This window comes from Inquilinus sp. CAU 1745 (genome assembly GCF_039839375.1).
Taxonomy (GTDB): domain Bacteria; phylum Pseudomonadota; class Alphaproteobacteria; order DSM-16000; family Inquilinaceae; genus JBDOQU01.
The window spans coordinates 53,669-75,012 of the sequence record NZ_JBDOQU010000016.1; the positions used below are offsets into that span (position 1 = coordinate 53,669).

Genomic DNA, 21,344 nt, shown 5'->3' on the forward strand with positions numbered 1-21,344 from the left:
GCCGTCCGCGGGGGAAACCCCATGCGGGCGCGCGGAACGATTATAGCGGGAAAGCGGGACAGCCGCCACGGGGTCGGCGGCCGGGATACCTCAATCGCCCTTGCGAGCGCGGGTGCCGAGGCCGATCTGCTTGGCCAGTCGGCTGCGCTGGCGGGCATAGTTCGGGGCGACCATCGGATAGTCGGACGGCAGGTTCCAACGCTCGCGGTATTCCTCCGGCGTCATGTCGTAGGCCGTCTTCAGATGCCGCTTCAGCATCTTGAGCTGCTTGCCGTCCTCCAGGCAGACGATGTAGTCGGGAGTGACGGATTTCTTCACGGGCACGGCAGGCTGCGGCCGTTCGGGCTGCGGCGGCGGCTCCGTGCCGATGCCGGCCAATGTCCGGTAGACATGTTCGATCAATTGCGGAAGATCGGATGTCGGGACCGAATTGTTGCCGACATGCGCCGAAACGATCTGGCTGGTCAGGGACAGCAGTTCGCTCGACGGGGTTTGGCTGGTCATCACCTAGGCTCCAATTTTTTCTGCCTAAATTTATAAGTGCTTCACCAAGCTATTTCAATAACCGGTGACACAAAAGAAGAGAAACCGATGTCGCAGCTAAAGGACGCGGATTACTTCCTGGATATCTCCCAAGAGGTATGCCCCTTTACCTTTGTGCGGACCAAACTGCTTCTGGAACGGATGGAGCCGGGCAAAATTCTGGAGGTGCGGCTGCAAGGCCATGAGCCGCGCGAGAACGTGCCAAGGTCCGCCCTGGAACTGGGACACGACGTATTGGGCATGTACGTGGAAGATGAAGCGACGCCGGAGGGTTGCTATCGTTTACGGATCCGCAAGCGTTGAGCCCGCCAGCACGCGTTTGAGGATCAGCGCATCCAGTTTTCCATTCGGCCCTTCATAATATTCGCGCCGCCTGCCGACGTACCGGAAGCCGCAGCGCCGATAGAGCGCCAGCGCCGGCCCGTTCGTCTCCGCGACCTCCAGGAACATCTCCGCCGCGCCGCGCGAGGCGGCCTCATCCATCGCGGCTTCCATGAGGCGGCGGCCGGTCCCCCGCTTCCGCAAGGCGGGATCGACGGCGATGGTCAGAATCTCCGATTCCTCCGCCGCGACCCTGGCCAGGACGAACCCTGAAGGGGCGTCCGCCGCCCCCATCATCCAGAACCCGAAACCGTCCGGCCCCGCCAGCAGCCGCGCGAAGGAATCCTCGCTCCACCCGGCGTCGAAGCACCGGGCGTGCAGGCTGGCGAGCGGCCCCGGATCGAACGGGCCGATCGGGCGCAGCGCTCCGGCGGCCGGGTCAGGAAGCACGGGCGCGGGCCGGCCTGGCCGGAACGGCATCGGGCGGACGCAGATAGTCGGGCGGCGGCGGGTCCGCCTGCGCCCGGCCGGCACCGGCCAGCGCCAGCCTTGCGATCACCGAGGGGTCGACCATATCGGAGTTTGGAACGATTTCGTAACGATCAGGTTGCACGACCTTCTCCAGGAACCGGGCGGCGCCGTCGCCGGCCAACCGCACCCTCCCCTGTGGCGCTGCCTGGTCTATCGCATCGGGCGCAAGGCAGAGCGGACCGCCCTCGCGCCCGCCATCGGGCCGATAGGTCTGGGCGAAAAGCTCCTCCCGCTTGCTCTCGATCACCACCAGGAGCGGGTTGGGGCCGTCCGGCACAGCGGCGGCGACCGCATCGAAGCTGGAGATTCCGACGATCGGCGCGCCGGTGGCGAGGCCGAGCCCGCCGGCGGCGGCCAGCCCGATCCGCAGGCCGGTAAAGGCGCCGGGCCCGGTGGTCACGCCGATCAGCCCGATATCGGCGAAGCCGAGACCAGCATCGGCCAGGGCTCCGGCGATCTGAGGCGTCAACGCCTCGGAATGGCCGCGCGCCATCGGGCGCACATCGCGCGCCAGGACAGCATCGTGACGGAGAAGGGCGACGGAGCAGGCCGCTCCGCCGGTATCGATGGCCAGGACGATCACGCGCGCTTCATGCCTTGTTCAGGGACTAGTCAACAAATTGGTGGACTGATTCACGTAACGCTTGGGAACCAAGCGTTACGATCAGACCACCAGGGTCTAAAGTCATAGCAGCGAATCGCCTGTCCCCGCACCCCGAGCATTCCCGAGACCCATGACCCTTCTGCCGATCACCGCCGAAAGCCACGGCGTGAGCATCGATCTGCGCTACGCCACGCCGGACAACCTGACCGGCGCGGCGATCTACCGGCGGGCGGGCGCCTACCTCCACCCGGATGCCGCGGCGGCGCTGGGCCGCGCGGTCGATCTTGCCCGCCCGCTGGGGCTTCGCTTCAGGATCTATGACGCCTTCCGGCCGCCAGAGGCGCAATGGCTGCTGTGGAAGACGCTGCCGGACGCGCGCTTCGTGGCCGATCCCAGGCTCGGGTCCGCCCATGGCCGCGGCGTCGCCATCGATTTGACGCTGGAGACGCCGGGCGGCCGGATCCTGGACATGGGCACGGGCTTCGACGAGATGGCGGAGGCGTCGCGCCATTCCTCCATCTCGGTCCCGGCGGCGGCGCAGCGGAACCGACGGTTGTTGCTGGGGCTGATGATCGCGGCCGGATGGGCGCATTACGATCCGGAATGGTGGCACTTCAACCTGCCCCATCCGGAGCGCTACCCGCTTCTGTCCGACAGCGTTCTGGACCGGCCGATGGTCGCCTGACCTCCGGTCACTCGATCCGGCAGGCCTCATCGAAATCCAGCCTGTCGTCGCGGGGATCGACCGTGTCGTCCAGCCCGTAGCCGAGATTGACCAGGAAGTTCGACCGCCAGCTTTGACCTTCGAAGAAGGCCTTGTCGGTCTTCGCTCTGTTGAAGCCGGACATCGGGCCGCAATCGAGGCCGAGCGCGCGCGCCGCCATGATCAGGTAGGCGCCCTGCAGGCTGCCGTTCCGGAAGGCGGTCTCCGCGATCAGGTCGGGCTTCCCGGCGAACCAGGACCGCGCATCCTCCTTCCGGTAGAGGCGCGGCATGAGGTCGGGAAAATCCATGTCATGGGCGATGATGGCGGTGGCGGGGGCCGCCATGGTCTGGTCCACATTGCCGGGCGACAGGCAGGGCTTCAGCCGCGCCTTGGCTTCCGGACCGACCACGAACACCACCCGCATCGGGCTGCAATTGCCGCTGGTCGGACCCATCTTCGCCAGATCGTAGACCGCCTCCAGCAGGATGGGGCTGACCGGCTTGTCCCGCCAATGGCGATAGGTCCGCGCCTCGCGGAACAGCAGGTCCAGCGCCGCGTCGGTCACGATGCTTCCGGTCAAATCATTCGGGTCCTTCTTCCGGCGGCCCGCCGCCCATCCCGGGAAGAACCGGGGGTCAGATGACCGAGGCCACCTGGCTTTCCGGAACGGCGAGGCGCGCCCTGTCGAACTGGGCCAGATCGTTATCGTCGATCACGCCGCGGACATAGTTGATGTAGTCCTGCCCCAGCTCCGAATAGCGCAGAAGGCCGGCGAGCAGTTCGCTGCCGTCGAGCCTGCCGCCCGAAGCGCGCTGCTGGGCCCTGAGCGCGCGGAAATCCGCATAGGCCCGATGGGTGTTGAGGTTGCGGACGTAGGATTCCGTGCCGTCCAGCAATTGGGGGAATGAGGCGAAGCGCTGGCCGTCGGACTCCGACACGATGCCGGTCTCCGCGATGGTGATCTGTCCGAAGACGGCGTTAGCCTCCTGCGCGAAGCGCGAGCGGCCCCAGCCGGATTCCACCACCGCCTGGGCCAGCGCCATCGAGGGCGGCACGATGTCGACGCGCAGGAGAAGCTCGTCGATATCGACCTCGTCCAGCCGGTATTCCTCCGCCAGCGCGCCCAGCCAGCGCCGGTCGTCGCGTGTCAAGGCGCGGCCGTTCTCGATCCGCTCCCGCAGCCCCAGCAGCCGCCAGCGATCATGCTGGACCTGTTCGTTGGCGCGCAGGACCAGCGGCAGCATGGTCTTGAAGAAAAGGCTCTTGCGCTGGTCGATCGTTTCGATGCCGTCAAGGTCTTCGGGGAAGGAGGCGACGAAAACGCGCGGCACCAGCGCGTCGCCTTCGCGGATCTCCTGCACAGAATAGTCGAGGGCGGCGAACTTCCGCGCCAGATCCTCGACCGAACCGACCTCGAGGACCGATTCGGAATCCTTGTCGATCGGCGACGGCCTGATGGTGTCCAGTTCCTCGATGAAGACGCCGGACAGCACGTCTTCCGCGCCGTCCCCGCCGGAGAATTCGAAATCCACCGGCTGGAGCAGCGCCGCATCGACGATCGGGGCCGGATCCACGGGCTCGCCCGTCTCGTCGCTGGCGACGGGGCGGGCGGGGTCGTAGGTCCCGCCGGAGAGGATACCGCTGTTCCAGACCGAGGCGGGGACGATCAACCCCGCGCTCAGGACCGTCAACAGAACCAGATTGCCCCGCGTTCGGCTGCGCCGGCATCGCGGGGTTATGCTTATTGTCGTCATCGGCAATCTCTTTCGGCATGCGCGAGGCGGACGGTCCCGGACCCGGCCTTCAAGGGGTCGAATCCGCGTCTGCCCGCGGCTTTAAGGGAGACTGTCGGGGGGAAAGGCCGTCACATGACGGCGCGGACCTCCTGAACTTCAGGGATGTAGTGGCGCAGCATGTTCTCGATACCCGCCTTCAGAGTCATCGTCGATGAGGGGCAGCCGGAGCAGGCGCCCTGCATGTGCAGGTAGACCACGCCGTCCTCATACCCCTGAAAGATGATGTCACCCCCGTCCTGGGCCACGGCGGGACGGACCCGCGTGTCCAGGAGCTCCTTGATCTGGGAGACCAACTCGTCATCGTCGTCCGATCCGGACTGTTCCGGGGTCGTGGACACCGCCTCCGCCATGACCGGACGGCCGGCGGTGAAATGTTCCATGATGACCCCGAGGATGGACGGCTTGAGCAGGTACCAATCCTTGTCGTCGTCTTTGGCGACCGTAATGAAATCGCCGCCGAAGAAGACGCCCGACACGCCGGAAACCTCAAAAAGACGCTCGGCCAGCGGCGACGACGACGCTTCCTCGCGCGAGGGGAAATTGGCGGTGCCGGACCCCAGCACGGACATGCCCGGAAGGAACTTCAGGGTGGCCGGGTTGGGGGTCTGTTCAGTCTGGATAAACATCAACGCTCTCCGTCGCCTGCCAACTTCGTAAACGGCAGGTTAACGGGCAAGTTGGTCAAAATGGAGGGCGAGATCAAGACCTTCCTGCGTATGGCGACCATGCGCGAAAAGCCGGAATCCGCGAATAAATATTCAATTCCCACCGCTTGCGACCGGCGGCTCATAATATTTCTGAAGCTCAGCCCAGCGTGTCGATGGCCTCCAGCGACAACCCGCCGGGGACAATGGTGATCGGGATGCGCAACTGCCCGATGCGCTTTCCGGTCAGATAGGAGATCAGCGGCCCTGGCCCCTCGCTGCCGGGATTGGCGCCCAGCACCAGGATGGAGATCGTCGGCTCCTCGTCGATCAGCTTCAGCAGCTCGTCATGGGTCGCGCCGTCGCGGACATAGAGCACCGGCATCTGTCCGTTCAGCTCGTTCACCTCCTTGGCGACCTTCTGGAGCCTCTGTTCGGCCTCCTGGCGCTTCTCCTCGCGGATCACCTCCTCCACGGCCATGAAATGCTGAAACTCCGGCTCCTCCACAACATGGAGGAGCGCGACGCGACCGCCGGTATGTTCCGCCCGCCGACAGGCGAAGCGAAGCGCCGCGCGCCATTCCGCGCTGTCGTCGATGACGACGAGGAATATCCGGTTCGAGGCGTGTCGGCCGGCACTCTGGGACGGGGTGTCGGTCATGTCGGATCCTTCCGGCAAGGGGTCAGCCGCGACGGAACACCACGCTGGCCAGCCATCCCGCCGCCACCGCGATGAAGATGGCGAGAAGGCCGTAGGCGGCGGCCTGGCGCTGGGCGTAGGCGTAGATATCGGCGCCCAGGCCGATCTTGCTCACCACCAGCGGGGTTGTCTGGGCGTCCACCACGGCGCCGTCGCGAATAAGATATACGCTGACGATATATTGCCCGGTCGGGACGCTGGCGGGAAAGTCCAATCGCGTCCGGAAGAGCCGCCCGCCGAGAAACGCCACCTGTCCGCTGCCGACGCCGAAGACCCCGTCGCGCTGGCGGGAGCGGATGAGCGCGTCGTGGAAGGCCGACACCTCCGCCTCGTCGAGGTCAGAGGATTCGCCCACCGCGAGGCGCAGATGCTGGAGCCCGATACCGTGCCGCCGCAGGGTCGACTCGTCGGCGAGCTGGGGCAGCGGAACGCTGCTGGCCACGCGGTAGAAGCTGGGCACGCCGAGGAAGGTGACGCTGGTCGTGTTCACCCAGATGCCGAGCACGCGTTCCTTCTCCCGGACGACGACATCCTCCGCCGGGCCCCGCACCACCACGGCGATGTCCCCCGGCTCGTCCAGCGCGCCGAACAGCACCACCTCCGTCCCGGTGAAGTCGGTGGAGATGGCGATCAGATGATTCGACAAATCGGCCACCAGATCCTGTGCAGACGCCGGCCGGGCGCCGGCGGCCGCCCAGGCGACCAGCAGCACGGAGAGCCAGAGCCGGGCGATCATGCGATCCGCCCGGCATCCGCGCCGGCCAGGAAGGCGGTGACGATCTGGAGCGAGAAGGGCTCATCGGGCGGGGCGACGAGGTCGAAACTCAGCTTCAGGCAGACCGCCAGCACCAGTGCGGCCAGCAGGGCGCGCGCCTGGTCGCCCCGCAGCACGTTCGCCGCCCGGGTGCCGAACTGCGCCCCGATGACGCCGCCGGCCAGCAGCATCAGCGCCAGGAGGAGGTCGACCGTCTGGTTCTGGTAGGCCTGGAGGAAGGCGGCGATGGCGGAGGAGAAGATGACCTGGAAGAGCGACGTTCCGGCGACCAGCGTCGCCGGCATGCCCAGCACGTAGATCATCGCCGGGACCAGGAAGAAGCCGCCGCCGATCCCCATGATCGCGACCATGACGCCGCCGATGAACCCGATGCCCAGCGGCAGCAGGGCTGAGATGTAGAGCCGCGATTTCGGGAACCGCGTCTTCAGCGGCAGGCCGTGCAGCGCGTTGTGCTTGTGGAGCTTGCCGCGCTGGCCGGTGGTGCGGCGCAGCTTGAGCATCGACCGCAGGCTCTCCACCAGCATCAGGATCGCGATGACGCCGAGGAAGAGGATGTAGGAGAGCGAGATCACGAGGTCGATCTGGCCCAGCCGCTGCAGCCAGCCGAACAGCAGCACGCCCAGCAGCGTCCCCACCGTCGACCCGGCCAGCATGACCACGCCCATCTTCACGTCGACATTGCCCTTGCGCCAGTGGGCGAGCACGCCCGAGACGGACGCGGCGACGAGCTGATTGGACTGGGTTCCGACCGCGACCGCCGGCGGCACGCCGATGAAGATCAGCAGCGGAGTCATCAGGAATCCGCCGCCGACGCCGAACATGCCGGACAGGAATCCGACCGCTCCGCCCATCGTCAGGATGAGAAAGAGGTTCACCGACATTTCGGCGATGGGCAGGTAGATCTGCATCGGGGCCTATGTTTGCCCGAGCGGGAGTTAACGGCACCTTAGCTTGGCGGCGATTCGACTGAAAGACCCCGCGAACGCTTTTTTGAACAATGGCTTGGGATCATCCCGGATATTGCCGCGCCGCGGATTACATCCGCTATAAGATTAATCCGCTCCGGCCACACCTTCTGCTTCGCCAGCAAACTTTACGAACCCCGGTTCCGGCGTGGATTCCGGCTTCGCGACCTTGTGATTACACTCGGTGAATCTCGGCGCAGCAATCATGCGCTGAACCCCCGTCCGCCCGTACCCGGAGAAAATAGCAAGTGGCGAATGATGATCGCACCAGGATCGTTCCAAGGAAAACGCCTGAATCCGCAGCCATGGTGGCGAACGTCAAACGGGCGATGGCGATCACCGCCGCTCTCAACCGTTTGACGTATGACGATGCCGATGAAGTCCGTGCCCTGTTCAGCGACCTTATCGGGAAGAAGGTGGACGACAGTTTTTCATTGATCCCGCCGTTCTACACGGAAAGCGGGGTCAATATCAGTGTCGGACGTAATGTATTCGTAAATCAGAATTGCACTTTCTATGACCTTGGCGGCCTGGACATCGCCGACGATGTGATGATCGGGCCGAACGTGAGCCTCATCACGACCGGTCACCCCATTGAACCTTCCCGGCGGCGCGCATTTGTTATCGCAAAGCCCATCGTCATCGAGAGAAACGTCTGGATCGCCGCCGGCGCGACCATCATCGGTGGCGTAAGGGTAGGCGAAAACTCGGTTGTTGCGGCAGGTTCGGTGGTCACCAGGGACGTTCCGCCTAATGTCCTTGTCGGAGGAAATCCGGCGCGGGTCATTCGTTCGATTGCCGACTGAGGAAAACACCCGCAAGGGGGCGATCGGCTACCTCGAAAGCAAGGAACGGATTGTGCGAGACGAACCCCCGAAAGACGTGAGCGGAACAGGGCCGGCGTCCCGCCCCCGTCACGCCCTACACCCGGATCAGCCCCATGATGTCCTGGACCTCGCGGAGGATGGGGTCGGCGATGGCGCGCGCCCTGGCGCCGCCGTCGCGGAGGATTGAATCGACATGGGCCGGATCGGCCATCAGGCGCGCCAACTCATCCGCGATGGGCGCGAGCTTCGCCACCGCGAGGTCGGCCAGATCGGACTTGAAGCCGGAGAACTGGCTGCCGCCATATTGCGCCAGCACCTCGTCGACCGGCCGTTCCGCCAGCGCCGAGAAGATGGTGACGAGGTTGCGCGCCTCCGGCCGCGTCTCCAGTCCGGCTTCTTCCGACGGCAGCGGTTCGGGATCGGTCCTCGCCTTGCGGAACTTCAGGGCCAGCGTGTCGGCATCGTCGGTGAGGTTGATGCGGCTATAGTCCGATTCGTCGGACTTACTCATCTTCTTCGTGCCGTCGCGCAGGCTCATGACGCGGGTCGCCGCGCCCAGTATCTGCGGCTCCGTCAGCGGGAAGAAGTCGCGGCCGTAGCGATGGTTGAACGACCCCGCGATCTCCCGCGTCAGCTCAAGATGCTGCTTCTGGTCCTCGCCGACCGGAACGTGGGTCCCCTTATAGACCAGGATGTCGGCCGCCATCAGGACCGGATAGGCTAGGAGACCCAGCCCGGCATTGTCCCGCTGCTTGCCGGCCTTGTCCTTGAACTGGGTCATCCGGTTCAGCCAGCCGAGCGGCGTCTGACAGGAGAGCAGCCAGGAAAGCTCGCTATGGGCCGTCACCTGGCTCTGCGCGAACAGGATCGATTTCGCGGGATCGATGCCGCAGGCGATCAGGGTTGCCGCCAGCTCCCGCGTCTGCGCCCGCAAATCGTCGGGGTTCTGCGGCAGCGTCAGGGCGTGGAGGTCGACCACGCAATAGATCGTCTCATATTCCGGCCCCTGGAGCGCGACCCAGTTCCGCACCGCGCCCAGATAATTGCCCAGATGCATTTTGTGGGTCGGCTGGATGCCGGAGAAGATGCGCTTCATGGAGCCCTTGCGTTGGATGGGGTGCGGGGGAAAGCGCCCGCGTTATCGCCGCGCCGTCCGCGAGGGGTCAAGAGGCCTTGTCGGCCAGGGACCGGCTGAGAAGGGACCGGATCTCCCCCGGCCGGACCGATCCGGTGAGGATCGCCGCGGAGAAATAGACCGCCGCGCCGCCGAGGATGAGCAAGGCGAGCGGCCCCGCGCCTTCCAGCCCCGGCGGTATCGGCGCCAGCATCTCCGACATCACGTCGAGCGCGCCGGCCAGCAGCAACGCGGAGAAGAGGAACCCCGGCAGCCGGCGGCGCAGGCGTCGGTCCGGCCGCAGCGATCCCTCGCGGTGGAGCCCCCGCGCCAGCAACCCGGCGGTCAGCCAGCTCGACAGGCCGGTGGCGAGCGCGATGCCGGCATGGCCCAGCCAGCCGATCAAGGCGAGGCTGAGGACGATGTTGGCGACCACCCCGGCGACGGCGGCGCGAACCGGGCTTGTCGTGTCGTGCCGGGCGAAATGGGCGGTGGAGAAGACCTTGGCCATGATGTAGGCCGGGATGCCGACGGCATAGCCGGTGAGCGCGGCCGCCGTCGCCGCCGTTTCCGCCGGGCCGAAAGCACCGCGTTCGAACAGCACCGACAATATCGATTCCGGAATGATCGCCAGCGCGACGGCGGCGGGCAGGGCGAACAGCAGCCCATATTCCAGCGCCCGGTTCTGCGTATCGCCCGCCGCGCCCGCCTTGCCGGCGGCGATCTGCCGGGTGAGCGGCGGCAGGAGGGCGGTGCCGATCGCGATGCCGACGACGCCCAGCGGAAGCTGGTTCAGCCGGTCGGCGTAATAGAGGAAGCTGATCGCGCCGGTGGGCAGCAGGGAGGCGATCAGCACATCGACGAACAGATTGACCTGCATCGCCCCAGCGCCGATCGCCCCCGGTCCGATCAGCCGGAACAGCCGCCGCATTTCGGGCGTCAGACGCGGCCGGGGCAGACGGAGCGACAGCCCGGCGCGCCTGCAGGCCCACGCCATCCACAGGAGCTGGAGGATCCCCGACGCCAGGACGCCCCACGACAAGGCGAGCCCGGCATTGCCGAGCCGCGGCGCAAGGAAGAGCAGCGCTGTGATCAGCGTCAAATTGAACAGGATCGGCATCGCGGCGAAGGGCGCGAACCGGCCGATCGCGTTCAGCATCCCGCCCATCAGCGCGACCAGCGACATCAGCAGCAGGTAGGGGAAGGTGATCCGGGCGAACAGCGCCGCCTGGGCATAGCGCGCCGGATCGTCGATGAAGCCGGGCGCGATCAGCGTCAGCGTCCAGGGCATCGTCAGGACGGCCAGGAGGGTGAACGGGGCCAGGATGGCGATCATCATCGCCAGCGTCGCCTCGGCGAACCGCATCGCCGCCGGCCGCCCCTCCCGCTCCAGCATCGCGGAGAAGAGCGGGACGAAGGAAACGCTGAAGGCCCCTTCCGCGAACAGCCGCCGGAACAGGTTGGGCAGCTTCAGCGCGACGAAGAAGGCGTCCGCCATCGGGCCCGCCCCGGCGATGGCGGCGGTCAGGATGTCGCGCGCGAAGCCCGCCACGCGGCTGACCGCCGTCAGCCCGCCGACCGTGGCGACGGCCCGGAAGAGGCTCATCGGCCCGTTCAGGCCGTCTCGGCCACGCGCCGCGCCGCGCGGCGGCGGCGTTTCGGCCGGACCGGCGGCTTCCGTTCCGCCGTCGATGGCGCCTCAGGATCGACCAGCGCCTCCAGCAGCGTCTCCCGGATGCGGGCCAGCTTCGCCTCATGGGTGATCTTCAGGCCGAACACGTCCTTGACGTAGAAGACGTCGATCGCCCGTTCCCCGTAGGTCGAGATCTTGGCGCTGGAGATCTGGAGGTTGAGGCCGGTGACGGCGCGGGTCACGTCATAGAGCAGGCCCGGCCGGTCGCGGCCGTTGACCTCCACCACCGTATGGGTCCGGCTGGCGTCATTGTCGATCAGCACGCGGGGCTGGACGCGGAAGACGCGGGTGCGCGCCGGGTAGGCCGGCTTGCGCTTGGCCAGCTCCGCGATCGGCCGAACCTCGCCCGACAGGCTGCGCTCCACGATCACGGCCAGCCGCGCCAGCTTGTCCGGCGATTCGAACGCCCCGCCCTCCCCGGCGTCCTGGACGGAGAAGACGTCGACCGCCATGCCGTTGGCCAGCGTGAAGATCTTGGCGTCGACGATGTCCGCCCCGGCGAGCGCGAGCGCGCCGGCAAGGCGGGAGAAGAGGCCCGGATGGTCGGCCGCGACCAGCGTCACCTCCGTCACCCCGGCCTCCCTGTCGACCCGCGTGTCGACAGTCAGCGGGTTGCCGTCGCGTTCCGCCGCCCGGACCAGCCGGGCGTGCCGCTCATGGGCCGGCGGGTCCAGCGACAGCCAGTAGGGCGCGTAGCCCATCGCCAGGAAGGCGTCGATCTCGGCCGCCGGCCAGTCCGCCAGCCTCTCGCGCAGCGCGGCCTGGGCCGCCCTTATGCGCTGTTCGCGCCCTTCCCCGTCGAAGCCGCCGGACATCATGTCCCGCGCCCGGTAGAAGAGCTGGTTGAGCAGCGTCCCCTTCCAGGCGTTCCAGCGACCGGGCCCGACGGCCCTGATGTCCGCAGTGGTCAGCACCAGCAGCAGGCGCAGCCTTTCGGGGCTTTCGACCTGGGCCACGAAATCGCGGATGGTCTGGTCGTCCTCTATGTCGCGCTTGAAGGCTGTGTCGCTCATCAGCAGGTGCCAGCGCACCAGCCATTCGACCGTCTCCGTCTCCTCGTCGTCGAGGCCCATCTGGGGGCACAGCTTCCGCGCCACCTTGGCGCCCAGGACCGAATGGTCGCCGCCGCGCCCCTTGGCGATGTCGTGCAGCAGCATGGCGACGTAGAGCGCCCGCTTCGACACGATCTTCCGGCCGACCCGGGTGATCGTCGGCAGCTCCTTCTCAAGCTGCCCGGACAGGATATCGTAGACGATGCCGATGGCGAACAGCGTGTGCTCGTCCACCGTGAAGACATGATACATGTCGTACTGCATCTGGGCCACGACCCGCCCGAAATCCGGCAGGAAACGGCCCAGCACCCCGGCCTCGTTCATGCGCCGGAGCGCCAGTTCCGGATCCTTCGGAGAGGTCAGGATCTCCAGGAAGAGGCGGTTGGCCTCAGGGTCGCGGCGCAGCTTCGGGCCGATCAGGCGCAGTGAGCGGGTGATCAGTCTGAGTGCGTGGGGGTGGATGTCCAGATCGTTCGCCTGCGCGACCTGAAAGAGGCGGATCATGTCGACCTGCGCGGCGCGGAACTGCCTGTCATCGGCCACGGTCAGCCGCTCGCCCTCCACCACGAAGCCTTCCAGCGTCTTCCGCCCGCCGGTCAGGAACCGCATCCGCCGGGGCGCGCGCTGGCTTTCGGCCTCCAGCGTGGCGCAGAAGATGCGGGTCAAATCGCCAACGTCCTTGGCGATCAGGAAATAGTGCTTCATGAACCGTTCGACGCCCGAAGCGCCGGCATGGTCGGTATAGCCCATGCGGCGGCCGATCTCCGCCTGGGTGTCGAAGGTCAGCCGGTCCTCCGGCCGCCCGGTCAGATAATGCAGATGGCAGCGGACGGTGCGCAGGAAGGTCTGCGCCTTCTCGAACCGCTCGGCCTCCTCCCCGATCAGGACGCCGGCCCGGACCAGCCCTTCCACATCGTCGACCTGATAGAGATACTTGCCGATCCAGTAGAGTGTCTGGAGGTCGCGCAAGCCGCCCTTGCCCTCCTTGATGTTCGGTTCCAGCACGTAGCGGCTGTCGATCATCTTGTCGTGGCGGGCGTCGCGCTCCGCCAGCTTCGCCTCGACGAATTCCGGACCGGTGCCGGCGGCGATCTCCTTCACGAAGCGCCGCCGCAGATCCTCGTAGAGCGCCCGTTCCCCCCACAGCGCCCGGCTTTCCAGCAGGCTGGTGCGGACGGTGATGTCGGCCTTCGCGCCGCGGATCGATTCGTCCACGGAACGAACCGCATGGCCGACCTTCAGCCCGAGGTCCCAGAGCATGTAGAGCATGAACTCCACCACCTGCTCGACCTGAGCGTTGCGCTTGTAGGGCAGGAGGAAGAGGAGGTCGATGTCCGACTGCGGGGCCAGCTCGCCGCGCCCGTAGCCGCCGATGGCGACGATCGCGAACCGTTCGCCCACCGTCGGGTTTGGCGCGGGATAGATGCTGCCGACGGTCACGTCCGCCAGCGCCCGGACGATCCGGTCCATGAGATAGACCTGTTCGGTGACGCAGGCATCGCCGCCGGTCAGCTCCTCCAGGAAACGGCGCCTGATCTCCGTCCTGCCATCCTCCAGCGCCTCGCGCAGCGCCTTCAGGATCGCGTTCCGGGCGTCGGCGGGGGCGCCGGACGACCGGGCGAGGTCGGTCAGCCGGTCGGCGAGGGCGAGCGGCTGGACGATCGCCGCATGATCGGCGATGGTCTCGTCCGCCGGCGCGTCGGGGGCCTGGTGTTTCTTGAACATGTTCAGCATGGCGGCGGCGAGCATACAGGGGCCGCGCGCCCAGCGGAATGATCTAGCCGGACGGCAGGAGACCCTTCAGCCGGTAGAGCGCCTCCAACGCGTCGCGGGGCGTCAGCTCGTCGGGATTGATCTCCGCCAGCGCGCCCTCCACCGCCGACGGTACGGCCGACGCCGGCTCAGGCCGCGCCAGCATGGCGCTGAACAGCGGCAGATCGTTGGCCAGCCGGGCGACGCCGCCGGCCTTGCCGTCGCTTTCCAGCCCCTTCAGCACATCCTCCGCCCGGCCGATGACGGAAGGCGGCAACCCGGCCAGCTTGGCGACATGGATGCCGTAGGAGCGGTCCGCCGCCCCAGCCTGGACCTCATGCAGGAAGACGATGTCGCCCTGCCATTCCTTGACCCGCATGGAATGGCAGCGCAGCGCCGCCAGCTTGGCGGCAAGCGCCGTCAGCTCATGATAATGGGTGGCGAAGAGGGCGCGGCAGCCATTGCCCTCATGGATATGCTCCACCGCCGCCCAGGCGATGGAGAGGCCATCGAAGGTCGCGGTGCCGCGCCCGATCTCATCCAGGATGACCAGCGCGCGGGGACCCGCCTGGTTCAGGATGGCCGCCGTCTCCACCATCTCGACCATGAAGGTCGACCGGCCGCGCGCCAGGTCGTCCGACGCGCCGACGCGACTGAACAGCCTGTCGACGATTCCGATCCGGGCGGCGGCGGCCGGCACGAACCCGCCCATCTGCGCCATCACGGCGATCAGCGCGTTCTGGCGCAGGAAGGTCGATTTGCCGGCCATGTTCGGGCCGGTCAGCAGCCACAGCCGGTTTTCGGGGTTGAGATCGCAATCATTGGCGACGAAGGGTCCGGCGCGATCGGCCTCCAGCGCCGCCTCGACCACGGGATGGCGGCCGCCCTCGATTGCGAAATCCAGCCCGTCATCCACGACCGGGCGGACATAGCGGCGCTCGGCCGCCAGATCGGCCAGCGCCGCCGTCACGTCCAGCAGGGCCAGCGCGCGGGCCGTCGCGGCCACGGGTTCGGCCCTGGCCATCACCTCGCCGACCAGGTCGTCGAACATGGCGAGTTCGATCGCCAATGCCTTCTCCGCCGCCTCCGCGATCTCCCGCTCCAGCCCGTTCAGCTCCACCGTCGTGAAGCGGACGGCGCTGGCGAGTGTCTGGCGATGGATGAAGGTCTCGTTCCGGGGTGCTGCCGTCAGCTTGTCGGCATGGGTCGGCGTCACTTCGATATAATAGCCGAGCACGTTGTTGTGCCGGATCTTCAGCCCCGATACGCCCGAAAGCTCCGCATATTTCGCCTGGAGCCCGGCGATCAGCCGCCGGCTGTCATCGCGTAAGCCCCGCAGTTCGTCCAGCCGCGCCTCATAGCCCGCGGCGATGAAGCCGCCGTCGCGGGTCAGCACCGGCAGGTCGGCGGCCAGCGCCCGCGTCAGCCGGTCGCGCAGCGGCCCGTGATCGCCCAGATCGGCCACCGCATCGGCGGCCAGCGGAGGGCAGGGGGCGAGGCGGTCCTTCTCCATCAGCGTCTTCAGCTCCGCCGCGCGGTCCAGCGCGTCGCGCACGGCGGCGAGGTCGCGCGGGCCGCCCCGGCCGAGCGTCAGGCGGCCCAGCGCGCGTTCCACGTCCGGGCAGCGGCGGAAGAGGTCCCGCGCCTCCTCGCGCAGCCGTTCGGCGTCGGTGAAGAACTGGACCGCGTCCAGCCGCCGGCCGATCGCGGCCGGATCGGTCAGCGGCGCGCCCAGCCAGGCCGCCAGCAGCCGCGCCCCGGCCCCGGTGACGGTGCGGTCGATGGTCGCCAGCAGGCTGCCCCGCCTGTCGCCCGAAAGGGTGCGGGTCAGCTCCAGATTGCGGCGGGTCGCGCCGTCGATCTCCATCACCGAGCCGTCGCCCGTCCGGCGCGGTGGGGAGAGGCGCGGCATCCGTCCCTTCTGGGTCAGGTCGATATAGTCGACGAGCGCGCCGGCGGCCGCCATCTCCGCACGGGAGAAGGCCCCGAAGGCGTCCAGCGTGCCGACCTTGTAGAGGTCCAGAAGCCGCTTCCGTGCATTCTCGCTGTCGAACCGGCTGTTGGGCTGGACAGTCAGCCGAGACCGCCATTCGCCGAACAGCTCGAAGAGGTTAGGGTCCTGGACCAGCCGTTCGGGCAGCAGGATCTCCCCCGCATCCAGCCGTGCCAGCGCCGCGCCCAGCCGGTCCCGCTCCGCCGGCTCCAGCGCCAGCTCGCCCGTGGAGATGTCGACATAGGCGAGGCCGAGCGCCCCGCCGGCATCGGTCAGCGCCGCCAGATAATTGTTGGCGCGGGCTTCCAGCAGATTGTCTTCGGTCAGCGTGCCGGGGGTCACCACCCGGATCACGTCGCGACGGACGATGGTCTTGCCGGGACGCTTCTTCGCTTCGGCCGGATCTTCCATCTGGTCGCAGAGCGCGACGCGGAAGCCCTTGCGGATCAGCCGGGCGAGGTAGCTTTCGTGGGAATGGGCCGGCACCCCGGCCATCGGGATGTCCTCGCCGCCATGCTGGCCCCGGCGGGTCAACGTGATGTCCAGCGCCGCCGCGGCCTTGACCGCGTCGTCGAAGAACATCTCGTAGAAATCGCCCATGCGGAAGAACAGCAGGCAGTCCGGATAGGCGGCCTTCGCCTCCAGATACTGCGCCATCATGGGGCTGACGGTGGAAGGGGGTCGGGCGTCTGGCAAGGGGCTGTCGCGGCGGCTGGATTGGGAAGGCAGCGCACCCTATCACCACCGCCCGCGCAAAAGAAACGGGGGCCTCGATCGAGGCCCCCGTCGCCTGGAAGAGAGAGTGTCGATGAGTGCGTTACCGGTAGACCGGCTCGCCCAGATCGATGTCTTCCTCATCGGTCAGATAGCCGGCCGCCGCGCCAGCCGCACCGCCGAGAAGCGCGCCGCCGACGGCGCTGCCGCCCGTGACCGCGCCCACCGCGGCGCCCGTGCCGGCGCCGATGGCGCCGCCGGTCAGCGCCCGGTCGCCGGGGCTGGAACCGCAGGCCGCCAGCAGCGCGCCCGCGAAGGTGAGGGCGATGAGACTTCGAACGATGGTCATGACGTTGTCCTCCAATGAAGGTCGGGAGCCGCCCTAGAAGACCGTCAGCGCCGGTGGGCGCGCGGGACCAGGCTTCAGCGGCCTGGTGACGACATCGAATGAACAACGGAGGCGGCGGATTTTTGGTTCCGGAAGGAGCGGGGGCGATTCGGCGTTCATATCGCGGCGATTCGGCGGCGGGGCCGAGGAGGCTTGACGATTCCCGCCCGGTCCGGCCCACTGAACGGCCCTGCCCGTTGGGCGATCCTTCAGCCCACCTCCCCAAGCCTCCTGGAGCATGACCGCCCGATGGCCGGAAAATCCCTCGACGAAGAAGCGCTTTCCCTTCACGCCTCGGGCCGCCCCGGCAAGCTGGAGATCATGGCGACCAAGCCGCTGACCACCCAGCGGGATCTGGCGTTGGCCTATTCGCCCGGCGTCGCCGCGCCGTGCCTGCGCATCCGCGACGATCCGAGCCTGGCCTACGACTACACCGCCAAGGGCAACATCGTGGCCGTCATCTCCAACGGCACAGCGGTTCTGGGGCTGGGCGATCTGGGCGCGATCGCGTCCAAGCCGGTGATGGAGGGCAAGGCCGTCCTCTTCAAACGCTTCGCCGACGTGGACGGATTCGACCTGGAGGTCTCCACCTCCGATGTCGACGAGTTCGTCAACTGCGTGCGCTTCCTGGGCGCATCCTTCGGCGGCATCAATCTGGAGGACATCAAGGCCCCGGACTGCTTCATCATCGAGGACCGGCTGCGGGAGCTTCTGGACATCCCGGTCTTCCATGACGACCAGCACGGCACGGCGATCATCGCCGCCGCCGGCCTGATCAACGCGCTGGATCTGACCGGCCGCCGGATGGAGGACGTCCGGATGGTCATCAACGGGGCAGGCGCGGCGGCGATCGCCTGCGTGGAGCTGTTCAAATCGATGGGGCTGAAGGCGGAGAACGTCCTGCTCTGCGACACCAAGGGCGTGATCCATGCCGACCGGAAGGAGGGGCTGAACCAGTGGAAGGCTGCCCATGCGGTGAAGACGGACGCCCGCACCCTGGCCGATGCCATGGCGGGCGCGGACGTCTTCATGGGCGTGTCGGTCAAGGGCGCGGTGACGGCGGAGATGATCCGCTCCATGGCCGCCCGGCCGATCATCTTCGCACTGGCCAACCCTGACCCTGAAATCACGCCGGAGGAGGTGCGCGCGATCCGCGACGACGCCATCATCGCCACCGGCCGGTCGGACTATCCCAACCAGATCAACAACGTTCTGGGCTTCCCCTATATCTTCCGCGGCGCGCTGGACGTGCGCGCCCGGACCATCAACGACGCCATGAAGATCGCTGCCGCCCGCGCGCTGGCGGAGCTGGCGCGGGAGGACGTGCCCGACGAGGTCGACGCCGCCTATTCCGGCCGCCGGCTGCGCTACGGCCCGGAATACATCATCCCGGTGCCGTTCGACCCGAGGCTGATCGCCGCCGTGCCGCCGGCGGTCGCGGAGGCGGCGATGGAATCGGGCGTCGCGCGGAAGCCGATCGCGGATATGGAGCAGTACCGGCAGGGACTGCGCTCCCGCCTCGATCCCACCGCCGACAGCCTGCAATTCATTTTCGAGAAGGTGCGCGCCCAGCCGAAGCGGGTGGTGTTCGCCGAAGGGGAGGAGGAGCGCACGATCCGCGCCGCGCTGGCCTTCCGCAATGTCGGGCTGGGCACGCCCATCCTGATCGGCCGGGAGGAGCGCATCCGCGAGACGATGCGCGCGGCCGGGCTGGTCGGCGCGGACGATCTGGAGATCCACAACGCCAAGCTGTCCCGCCACAATCAGCGCTACATCGATTTCCTCTACGGCCGGCTCCAGCGGCGCGGCTCGCTGCGCCGGGACGCCCAGCGGATGGTCAATCAGGACCGCAACATCTTCGCCGCCTGCATGGTGCAGCAGGGCGACGCCGACGCGATGGTCACCGGCCTCACGCGCAGCTTCTCCGTCTGTTTCGAGGACATCACCCGCGTCATCGATCCGCAGCCCGACCACATCCTGTTCGGTCTTTCGATCATGGTGGTGCGGGGCCGGACCGTGTTCGTGGCCGACACCACGGTCAACGAACGCCCCGATCCGGAGCAGCTTGCCGACATCGCGATCCAGGCGGCCGCCAAGGCGCGGGAGATGGGGCACGAGCCGAGGGTGGCGATGCTGTCCTTCTCCAATTTCGGCCAGCCGATGCGGGTGCTGTCGAAGCATATCCGCGACGCGGTCGGCCTGCTGGACGAGCGCGCGGCCGATGGCGGGATAGACTTCGAATATGACGGGGAGATGAGCACCGAGGTCGCGCTGGACGACGATCTGCGGAACCGGCTCTACCCGTTCTGTCGCCTGTCGGGCGCCGCCAACGTGCTGATCATGCCGGGGCTGCACGCCGCCAATATCGGCGCGAAGCTGCTTCAGAAGATGGGCGGCGGCACGCTGATCGGGCCGCTGCTGATCGGCCTTTCCAAGCCGGCGCAGGTCGCCCAGATGGGCGCGACGGTGAACGATCTGGTGACGGCCGCCGCGATGGCGGCTCATGACGCGGTGGCCCAGGACGCGAAAGGACGAACTGTCGCCAAAGTTTAACTTTCCCGCCGGCGCGGACGCGTCGAACATCGGCTGACGCCCATGCTATAGGGTGGCGACGATGGCCAAGACCGCGATCTCTCCAGGCCCCTTCCTTCGGACCTGCGCACTGTTCGTCGCGCCGGGGCCGGTCGTGTTCGCCCTTCTGGCGGCAATGGACCGGCTTACTCTCGCCGAGGCGGCCGCGGGATCGATAGCCGTCGCGGCGGCGACGGCGGCGATCGTCTTCTTCTATTACCGCGAGGCCGTCGCCATCGCCCGGTTCCTGGACCATGTCGGCCGGCCGGGGCAGGAGGCCGCGCGGCCGCCGCAGCCGGTATCCGGGCTGGGCCGCGCCGTGACATCGGCCTTGTCGCGGCTGCAACGGTCCTGGCGGCACCGGGAACGGTCGCTCGGCCTTCAGCTCAACGCCGCGTCGGCAACGATCGAGGCGTTGCACGACCCGCTGCTCGTCCTGGATTCGCGGCGTTCGGTCACCACCGCCAACGCGGCGGCCGAGGCGCTTCTGGGCGAAAGGCTGCCGGGCCGCGACCTGGCCGATCGGCTGCGCCATCCCGACGTGCTGGCCGCGGTGGACGCCGTCCTGAAGGGCGGAGCGTCGCGATCGCTGGAATACACCCAGCCGGTGCCGATCGAGCGGACCTTCATCGTCCGCATCACGCCCTTCGACGCGCCGCCCGACGGCAGGATGGAGGAGGACGAGCCGGAGGAGCCGCGCCGCCGGCAGGCCGCGCTTCCGGCGGCTTTGGTCACCTTCCACGACATCACCGCGATCAAGCGGTCGGAGCAGATGCGCGCGGATTTCGTCGCCAATGCCAGCCATGAGCTGCGCACGCCGCTGTCGACGCTGGGCGGCTTCATCGAGACGCTGCGCGGCCCGGCGCGGGACGATCCCGACGCCCGCGAGCGCTTCCTGTCCATCATGCATGAGCAGACGAGCCGGATGTCGCGGCTGGTCAGCGACCTCCTGTCCCTGTCGCGGATCGAGCTGGACGAGCACACGCCACCGACCGACGTCGTCGATGTCGGCCGGGTGCTCAAGGCCGTCATCGCGTCGCTGGAGATCAAGGTGGCGGAGCGGAAGGTGAAGATCAGGCTGGTCGCGCCGAAGGCCATCCCGGGCGTGGTGGGCGACGACGATCAGTTGACCCAGGTGTTCCAGAACCTGATCGACAATGCGGTCAACTATACAAGGCCCGGCACGGAGGTCGTGGTGGCGGTCAAGTCCGTCACCGGGCTGGGCGGCGGGCGGAGCGCCTTCCTGTCGGTGGCGGTGGAGGACAGGGGGCCGGGCATAGACCGCGGCCATATCCCCCGGCTGACGGAGCGGTTCTACAGGGTCGATCCGGCGCGCAGCCGGGCGATGGGCGGGACCGGTCTGGGGCTGGCGATCGTCAAGCACATCGTCAGCCGCCATCGCGGACGGCTGACCATCGAAAGCCAGGTGGGCGCGGGCAGCACCTTCACCGTCCTCCTGCCGACGGCCCCGGTCCCGCCGGCGATTCCGGCCGTGACGCGGCGGTCCCGGGAGATGGCCCGAGAGACGGCGGAGAAGATTTCTTCGCGCTGAAACGAGATTCCCGCGTTCGTGTCATCAAACTGTAACCGAACCGTAGTAAATCGATCTTCGACCGACTGTAGGTTCCGCCACGAACGAGTTGGGAAGGTAAAAT

19 protein-coding genes are annotated in these 21,344 nt (G+C 67.6%); 5 read left to right on the forward strand and 14 right to left on the reverse strand.

Annotation, left to right across the window (positions count from 1 at the left end):
* Positions 1–90: 90 nt before the first annotated feature.
* The gene (locus AAFN89_RS16890) at positions 91–504 is read right to left on the reverse strand and encodes a MucR family transcriptional regulator (RefSeq protein WP_347540382.1); all 414 of its coding nucleotides are present in this window, start codon (positions 502–504) and stop codon (positions 91–93) included.
* Positions 505–591: 87 nt separating this feature from the next.
* Here AAFN89_RS16890 and AAFN89_RS16895 point away from each other — a divergent pair, with 87 nt between their 5' ends.
* A complete protein-coding gene (locus AAFN89_RS16895; protein WP_347540383.1) occupies positions 592–846 on the forward strand; it encodes a sulfurtransferase TusA family protein in 255 nt (84 codons plus the stop codon).
* Here AAFN89_RS16895 and rimI read toward each other — a convergent pair.
* Together rimI and tsaB are read right to left on the reverse strand one after the other, a co-directional pair.
* Positions 826–1,314: a ribosomal protein S18-alanine N-acetyltransferase gene (gene rimI, locus AAFN89_RS16900; RefSeq protein WP_347540384.1), complete on the reverse strand. Its 489-nt coding sequence runs from the start codon at positions 1,312–1,314 to the stop codon at positions 826–828. The two genes, AAFN89_RS16895 and rimI, sit on opposite strands and share 21 nt — an antisense overlap.
* On the reverse strand, positions 1,304–1,978 hold the full coding sequence (tsaB, locus tag AAFN89_RS16905; protein ID WP_347540385.1) for a tRNA (adenosine(37)-N6)-threonylcarbamoyltransferase complex dimerization subunit type 1 TsaB: 675 nt from the start codon (positions 1,976–1,978) through the stop codon (positions 1,304–1,306). Before tsaB ends, rimI begins: the two co-directional genes overlap by 11 nt.
* 151 nt (positions 1,979–2,129) lie before the next feature.
* Between tsaB and ddpX the strand changes: the two genes are divergently transcribed.
* Complete coding sequence (gene ddpX / locus AAFN89_RS16910) at positions 2,130–2,684, forward strand: D-alanyl-D-alanine dipeptidase (protein WP_347540386.1); 555 nt, start codon at positions 2,130–2,132, stop codon at positions 2,682–2,684.
* A gap of 7 nt (positions 2,685–2,691) precedes the next feature.
* Here ddpX and AAFN89_RS16915 read toward each other — a convergent pair whose 3' ends face one another.
* The 6 genes from AAFN89_RS16915 to AAFN89_RS16940 form a co-directional block, all read right to left on the reverse strand.
* Entirely contained in the window at positions 2,692–3,285 is a 594-nt protein-coding gene (locus AAFN89_RS16915; protein ID WP_347540387.1) for a malonic semialdehyde reductase, read from the reverse strand.
* 55 nt (positions 3,286–3,340) lie between these two features.
* Positions 3,341–4,459 (reverse strand): glucosaminidase domain-containing protein, encoded by a 1,119-nt coding sequence (locus AAFN89_RS16920; protein ID WP_347540388.1) that lies wholly within the window; start codon positions 4,457–4,459, stop codon positions 3,341–3,343.
* Between the two features lie 110 nt (positions 4,460–4,569).
* Positions 4,570–5,127: a NifU family protein gene (locus tag AAFN89_RS16925; protein WP_347540389.1), complete on the reverse strand. Its 558-nt coding sequence runs from the start codon at positions 5,125–5,127 to the stop codon at positions 4,570–4,572.
* A gap of 178 nt (positions 5,128–5,305) precedes the next feature.
* Positions 5,306–5,806 (reverse strand): universal stress protein, encoded by a 501-nt coding sequence (locus AAFN89_RS16930; protein ID WP_347540390.1) that lies wholly within the window; start codon positions 5,804–5,806, stop codon positions 5,306–5,308.
* Between the two features lie 22 nt (positions 5,807–5,828).
* A complete protein-coding gene (locus AAFN89_RS16935) occupies positions 5,829–6,581 on the reverse strand; it encodes a TIGR02186 family protein (protein ID WP_347540391.1) in 753 nt (250 codons plus the stop codon).
* The gene (locus tag AAFN89_RS16940; RefSeq protein ID WP_347540392.1) at positions 6,578–7,528 is read right to left on the reverse strand and encodes a sulfite exporter TauE/SafE family protein; all 951 of its coding nucleotides are present in this window, start codon (positions 7,526–7,528) and stop codon (positions 6,578–6,580) included. Before AAFN89_RS16940 ends, AAFN89_RS16935 begins: the two co-directional genes overlap by 4 nt.
* A 305-nt stretch (positions 7,529–7,833) precedes the next feature.
* Between AAFN89_RS16940 and AAFN89_RS16945 the strand changes: the two genes are divergently transcribed.
* Complete coding sequence (locus tag AAFN89_RS16945) at positions 7,834–8,391, forward strand: sugar O-acetyltransferase (protein ID WP_347540393.1); 558 nt, start codon at positions 7,834–7,836, stop codon at positions 8,389–8,391.
* A 115-nt stretch (positions 8,392–8,506) separates the two neighbouring features.
* On the opposite strand, the gene trpS is transcribed toward AAFN89_RS16945, so the two are convergent.
* The 5 genes from trpS to AAFN89_RS16970 form a co-directional block, all read right to left on the reverse strand.
* On the reverse strand, positions 8,507–9,508 hold the full coding sequence (gene trpS, locus AAFN89_RS16950) for a tryptophan--tRNA ligase (protein ID WP_347540394.1): 1,002 nt from the start codon (positions 9,506–9,508) through the stop codon (positions 8,507–8,509).
* A gap of 67 nt (positions 9,509–9,575) precedes the next feature.
* Positions 9,576–11,132, reverse strand: coding sequence for a murein biosynthesis integral membrane protein MurJ (murJ, locus tag AAFN89_RS16955; RefSeq protein WP_347540395.1), 1,557 nt, complete (start codon positions 11,130–11,132; stop codon positions 9,576–9,578).
* Between the two features lie 8 nt (positions 11,133–11,140).
* Complete coding sequence (locus AAFN89_RS16960; RefSeq protein WP_347540396.1) at positions 11,141–14,020, reverse strand: [protein-PII] uridylyltransferase; 2,880 nt, start codon at positions 14,018–14,020, stop codon at positions 11,141–11,143.
* Between the two features lie 28 nt (positions 14,021–14,048).
* On the reverse strand, positions 14,049–16,676 hold the full coding sequence (gene mutS, locus AAFN89_RS16965; protein WP_347540445.1) for a DNA mismatch repair protein MutS: 2,628 nt from the start codon (positions 16,674–16,676) through the stop codon (positions 14,049–14,051).
* Between the two features lie 157 nt (positions 16,677–16,833).
* A complete protein-coding gene (locus tag AAFN89_RS16970; protein ID WP_347540397.1) occupies positions 16,834–17,079 on the reverse strand; it encodes a hypothetical protein in 246 nt (81 codons plus the stop codon).
* Between the two features lie 288 nt (positions 17,080–17,367).
* Here AAFN89_RS16970 and AAFN89_RS16975 point away from each other — a divergent pair, with 288 nt between their 5' ends.
* Positions 17,368–19,671 carry an NADP-dependent malic enzyme gene (locus AAFN89_RS16975; RefSeq protein ID WP_347540398.1) on the forward strand — a complete coding sequence of 768 codons (2,304 nt, stop codon included), beginning with the start codon at positions 17,368–17,370 and terminating at the stop codon, positions 19,669–19,671.
* 61 nt (positions 19,672–19,732) lie between these two features.
* Positions 19,733–21,241, forward strand: a complete 1,509-nt coding sequence (locus AAFN89_RS16980; protein WP_347540399.1) for an ATP-binding protein — start codon at positions 19,733–19,735, stop codon at positions 21,239–21,241.
* The last annotated feature ends 103 nt before the right edge of the window (positions 21,242–21,344 follow it).

Bases quoted from the DNA above. Each gene is read 5' to 3' on its own strand.
- AAFN89_RS16925 (WP_347540389.1), bottom strand. From the start codon at position 5,127: ATGTTTATCCAGACTGAACAGACCCCCAACCCGGCCACCCTGAAGTTC.
- AAFN89_RS16890 (WP_347540382.1), bottom strand. From the start codon at position 504: ATGACCAGCCAAACCCCGTCGAGCGAACTGCTGTCCCTGACCAGCCAG.
- AAFN89_RS16975 (WP_347540398.1), top strand. From the start codon at position 17,368: ATGGCCGGAAAATCCCTCGACGAAGAAGCGCTTTCCCTTCACGCCTCG.
- ddpX (WP_347540386.1), top strand. From the start codon at position 2,130: ATGACCCTTCTGCCGATCACCGCCGAAAGCCACGGCGTGAGCATCGAT.
- AAFN89_RS16895 (WP_347540383.1), top strand. From the start codon at position 592: ATGTCGCAGCTAAAGGACGCGGATTACTTCCTGGATATCTCCCAAGAG.
- trpS (WP_347540394.1), bottom strand. From the start codon at position 9,508: ATGAAGCGCATCTTCTCCGGCATCCAGCCGACCCACAAAATGCATCTG.
- AAFN89_RS16930 (WP_347540390.1), bottom strand. From the start codon at position 5,806: ATGACCGACACCCCGTCCCAGAGTGCCGGCCGACACGCCTCGAACCGG.
- AAFN89_RS16940 (WP_347540392.1), bottom strand. From the start codon at position 7,528: ATGCAGATCTACCTGCCCATCGCCGAAATGTCGGTGAACCTCTTTCTC.
- AAFN89_RS16980 (WP_347540399.1), top strand. From the start codon at position 19,733: ATGGCCAAGACCGCGATCTCTCCAGGCCCCTTCCTTCGGACCTGCGCA.
- AAFN89_RS16920 (WP_347540388.1), bottom strand. From the start codon at position 4,459: ATGACGACAATAAGCATAACCCCGCGATGCCGGCGCAGCCGAACGCGG.
- murJ (WP_347540395.1), bottom strand. From the start codon at position 11,132: ATGAGCCTCTTCCGGGCCGTCGCCACGGTCGGCGGGCTGACGGCGGTC.
- mutS (WP_347540445.1), bottom strand. From the start codon at position 16,676: ATGATGGCGCAGTATCTGGAGGCGAAGGCCGCCTATCCGGACTGCCTG.
- AAFN89_RS16935 (WP_347540391.1), bottom strand. From the start codon at position 6,581: ATGATCGCCCGGCTCTGGCTCTCCGTGCTGCTGGTCGCCTGGGCGGCC.
- AAFN89_RS16970 (WP_347540397.1), bottom strand. From the start codon at position 17,079: ATGACCATCGTTCGAAGTCTCATCGCCCTCACCTTCGCGGGCGCGCTG.
- AAFN89_RS16960 (WP_347540396.1), bottom strand. From the start codon at position 14,020: ATGCTCGCCGCCGCCATGCTGAACATGTTCAAGAAACACCAGGCCCCC.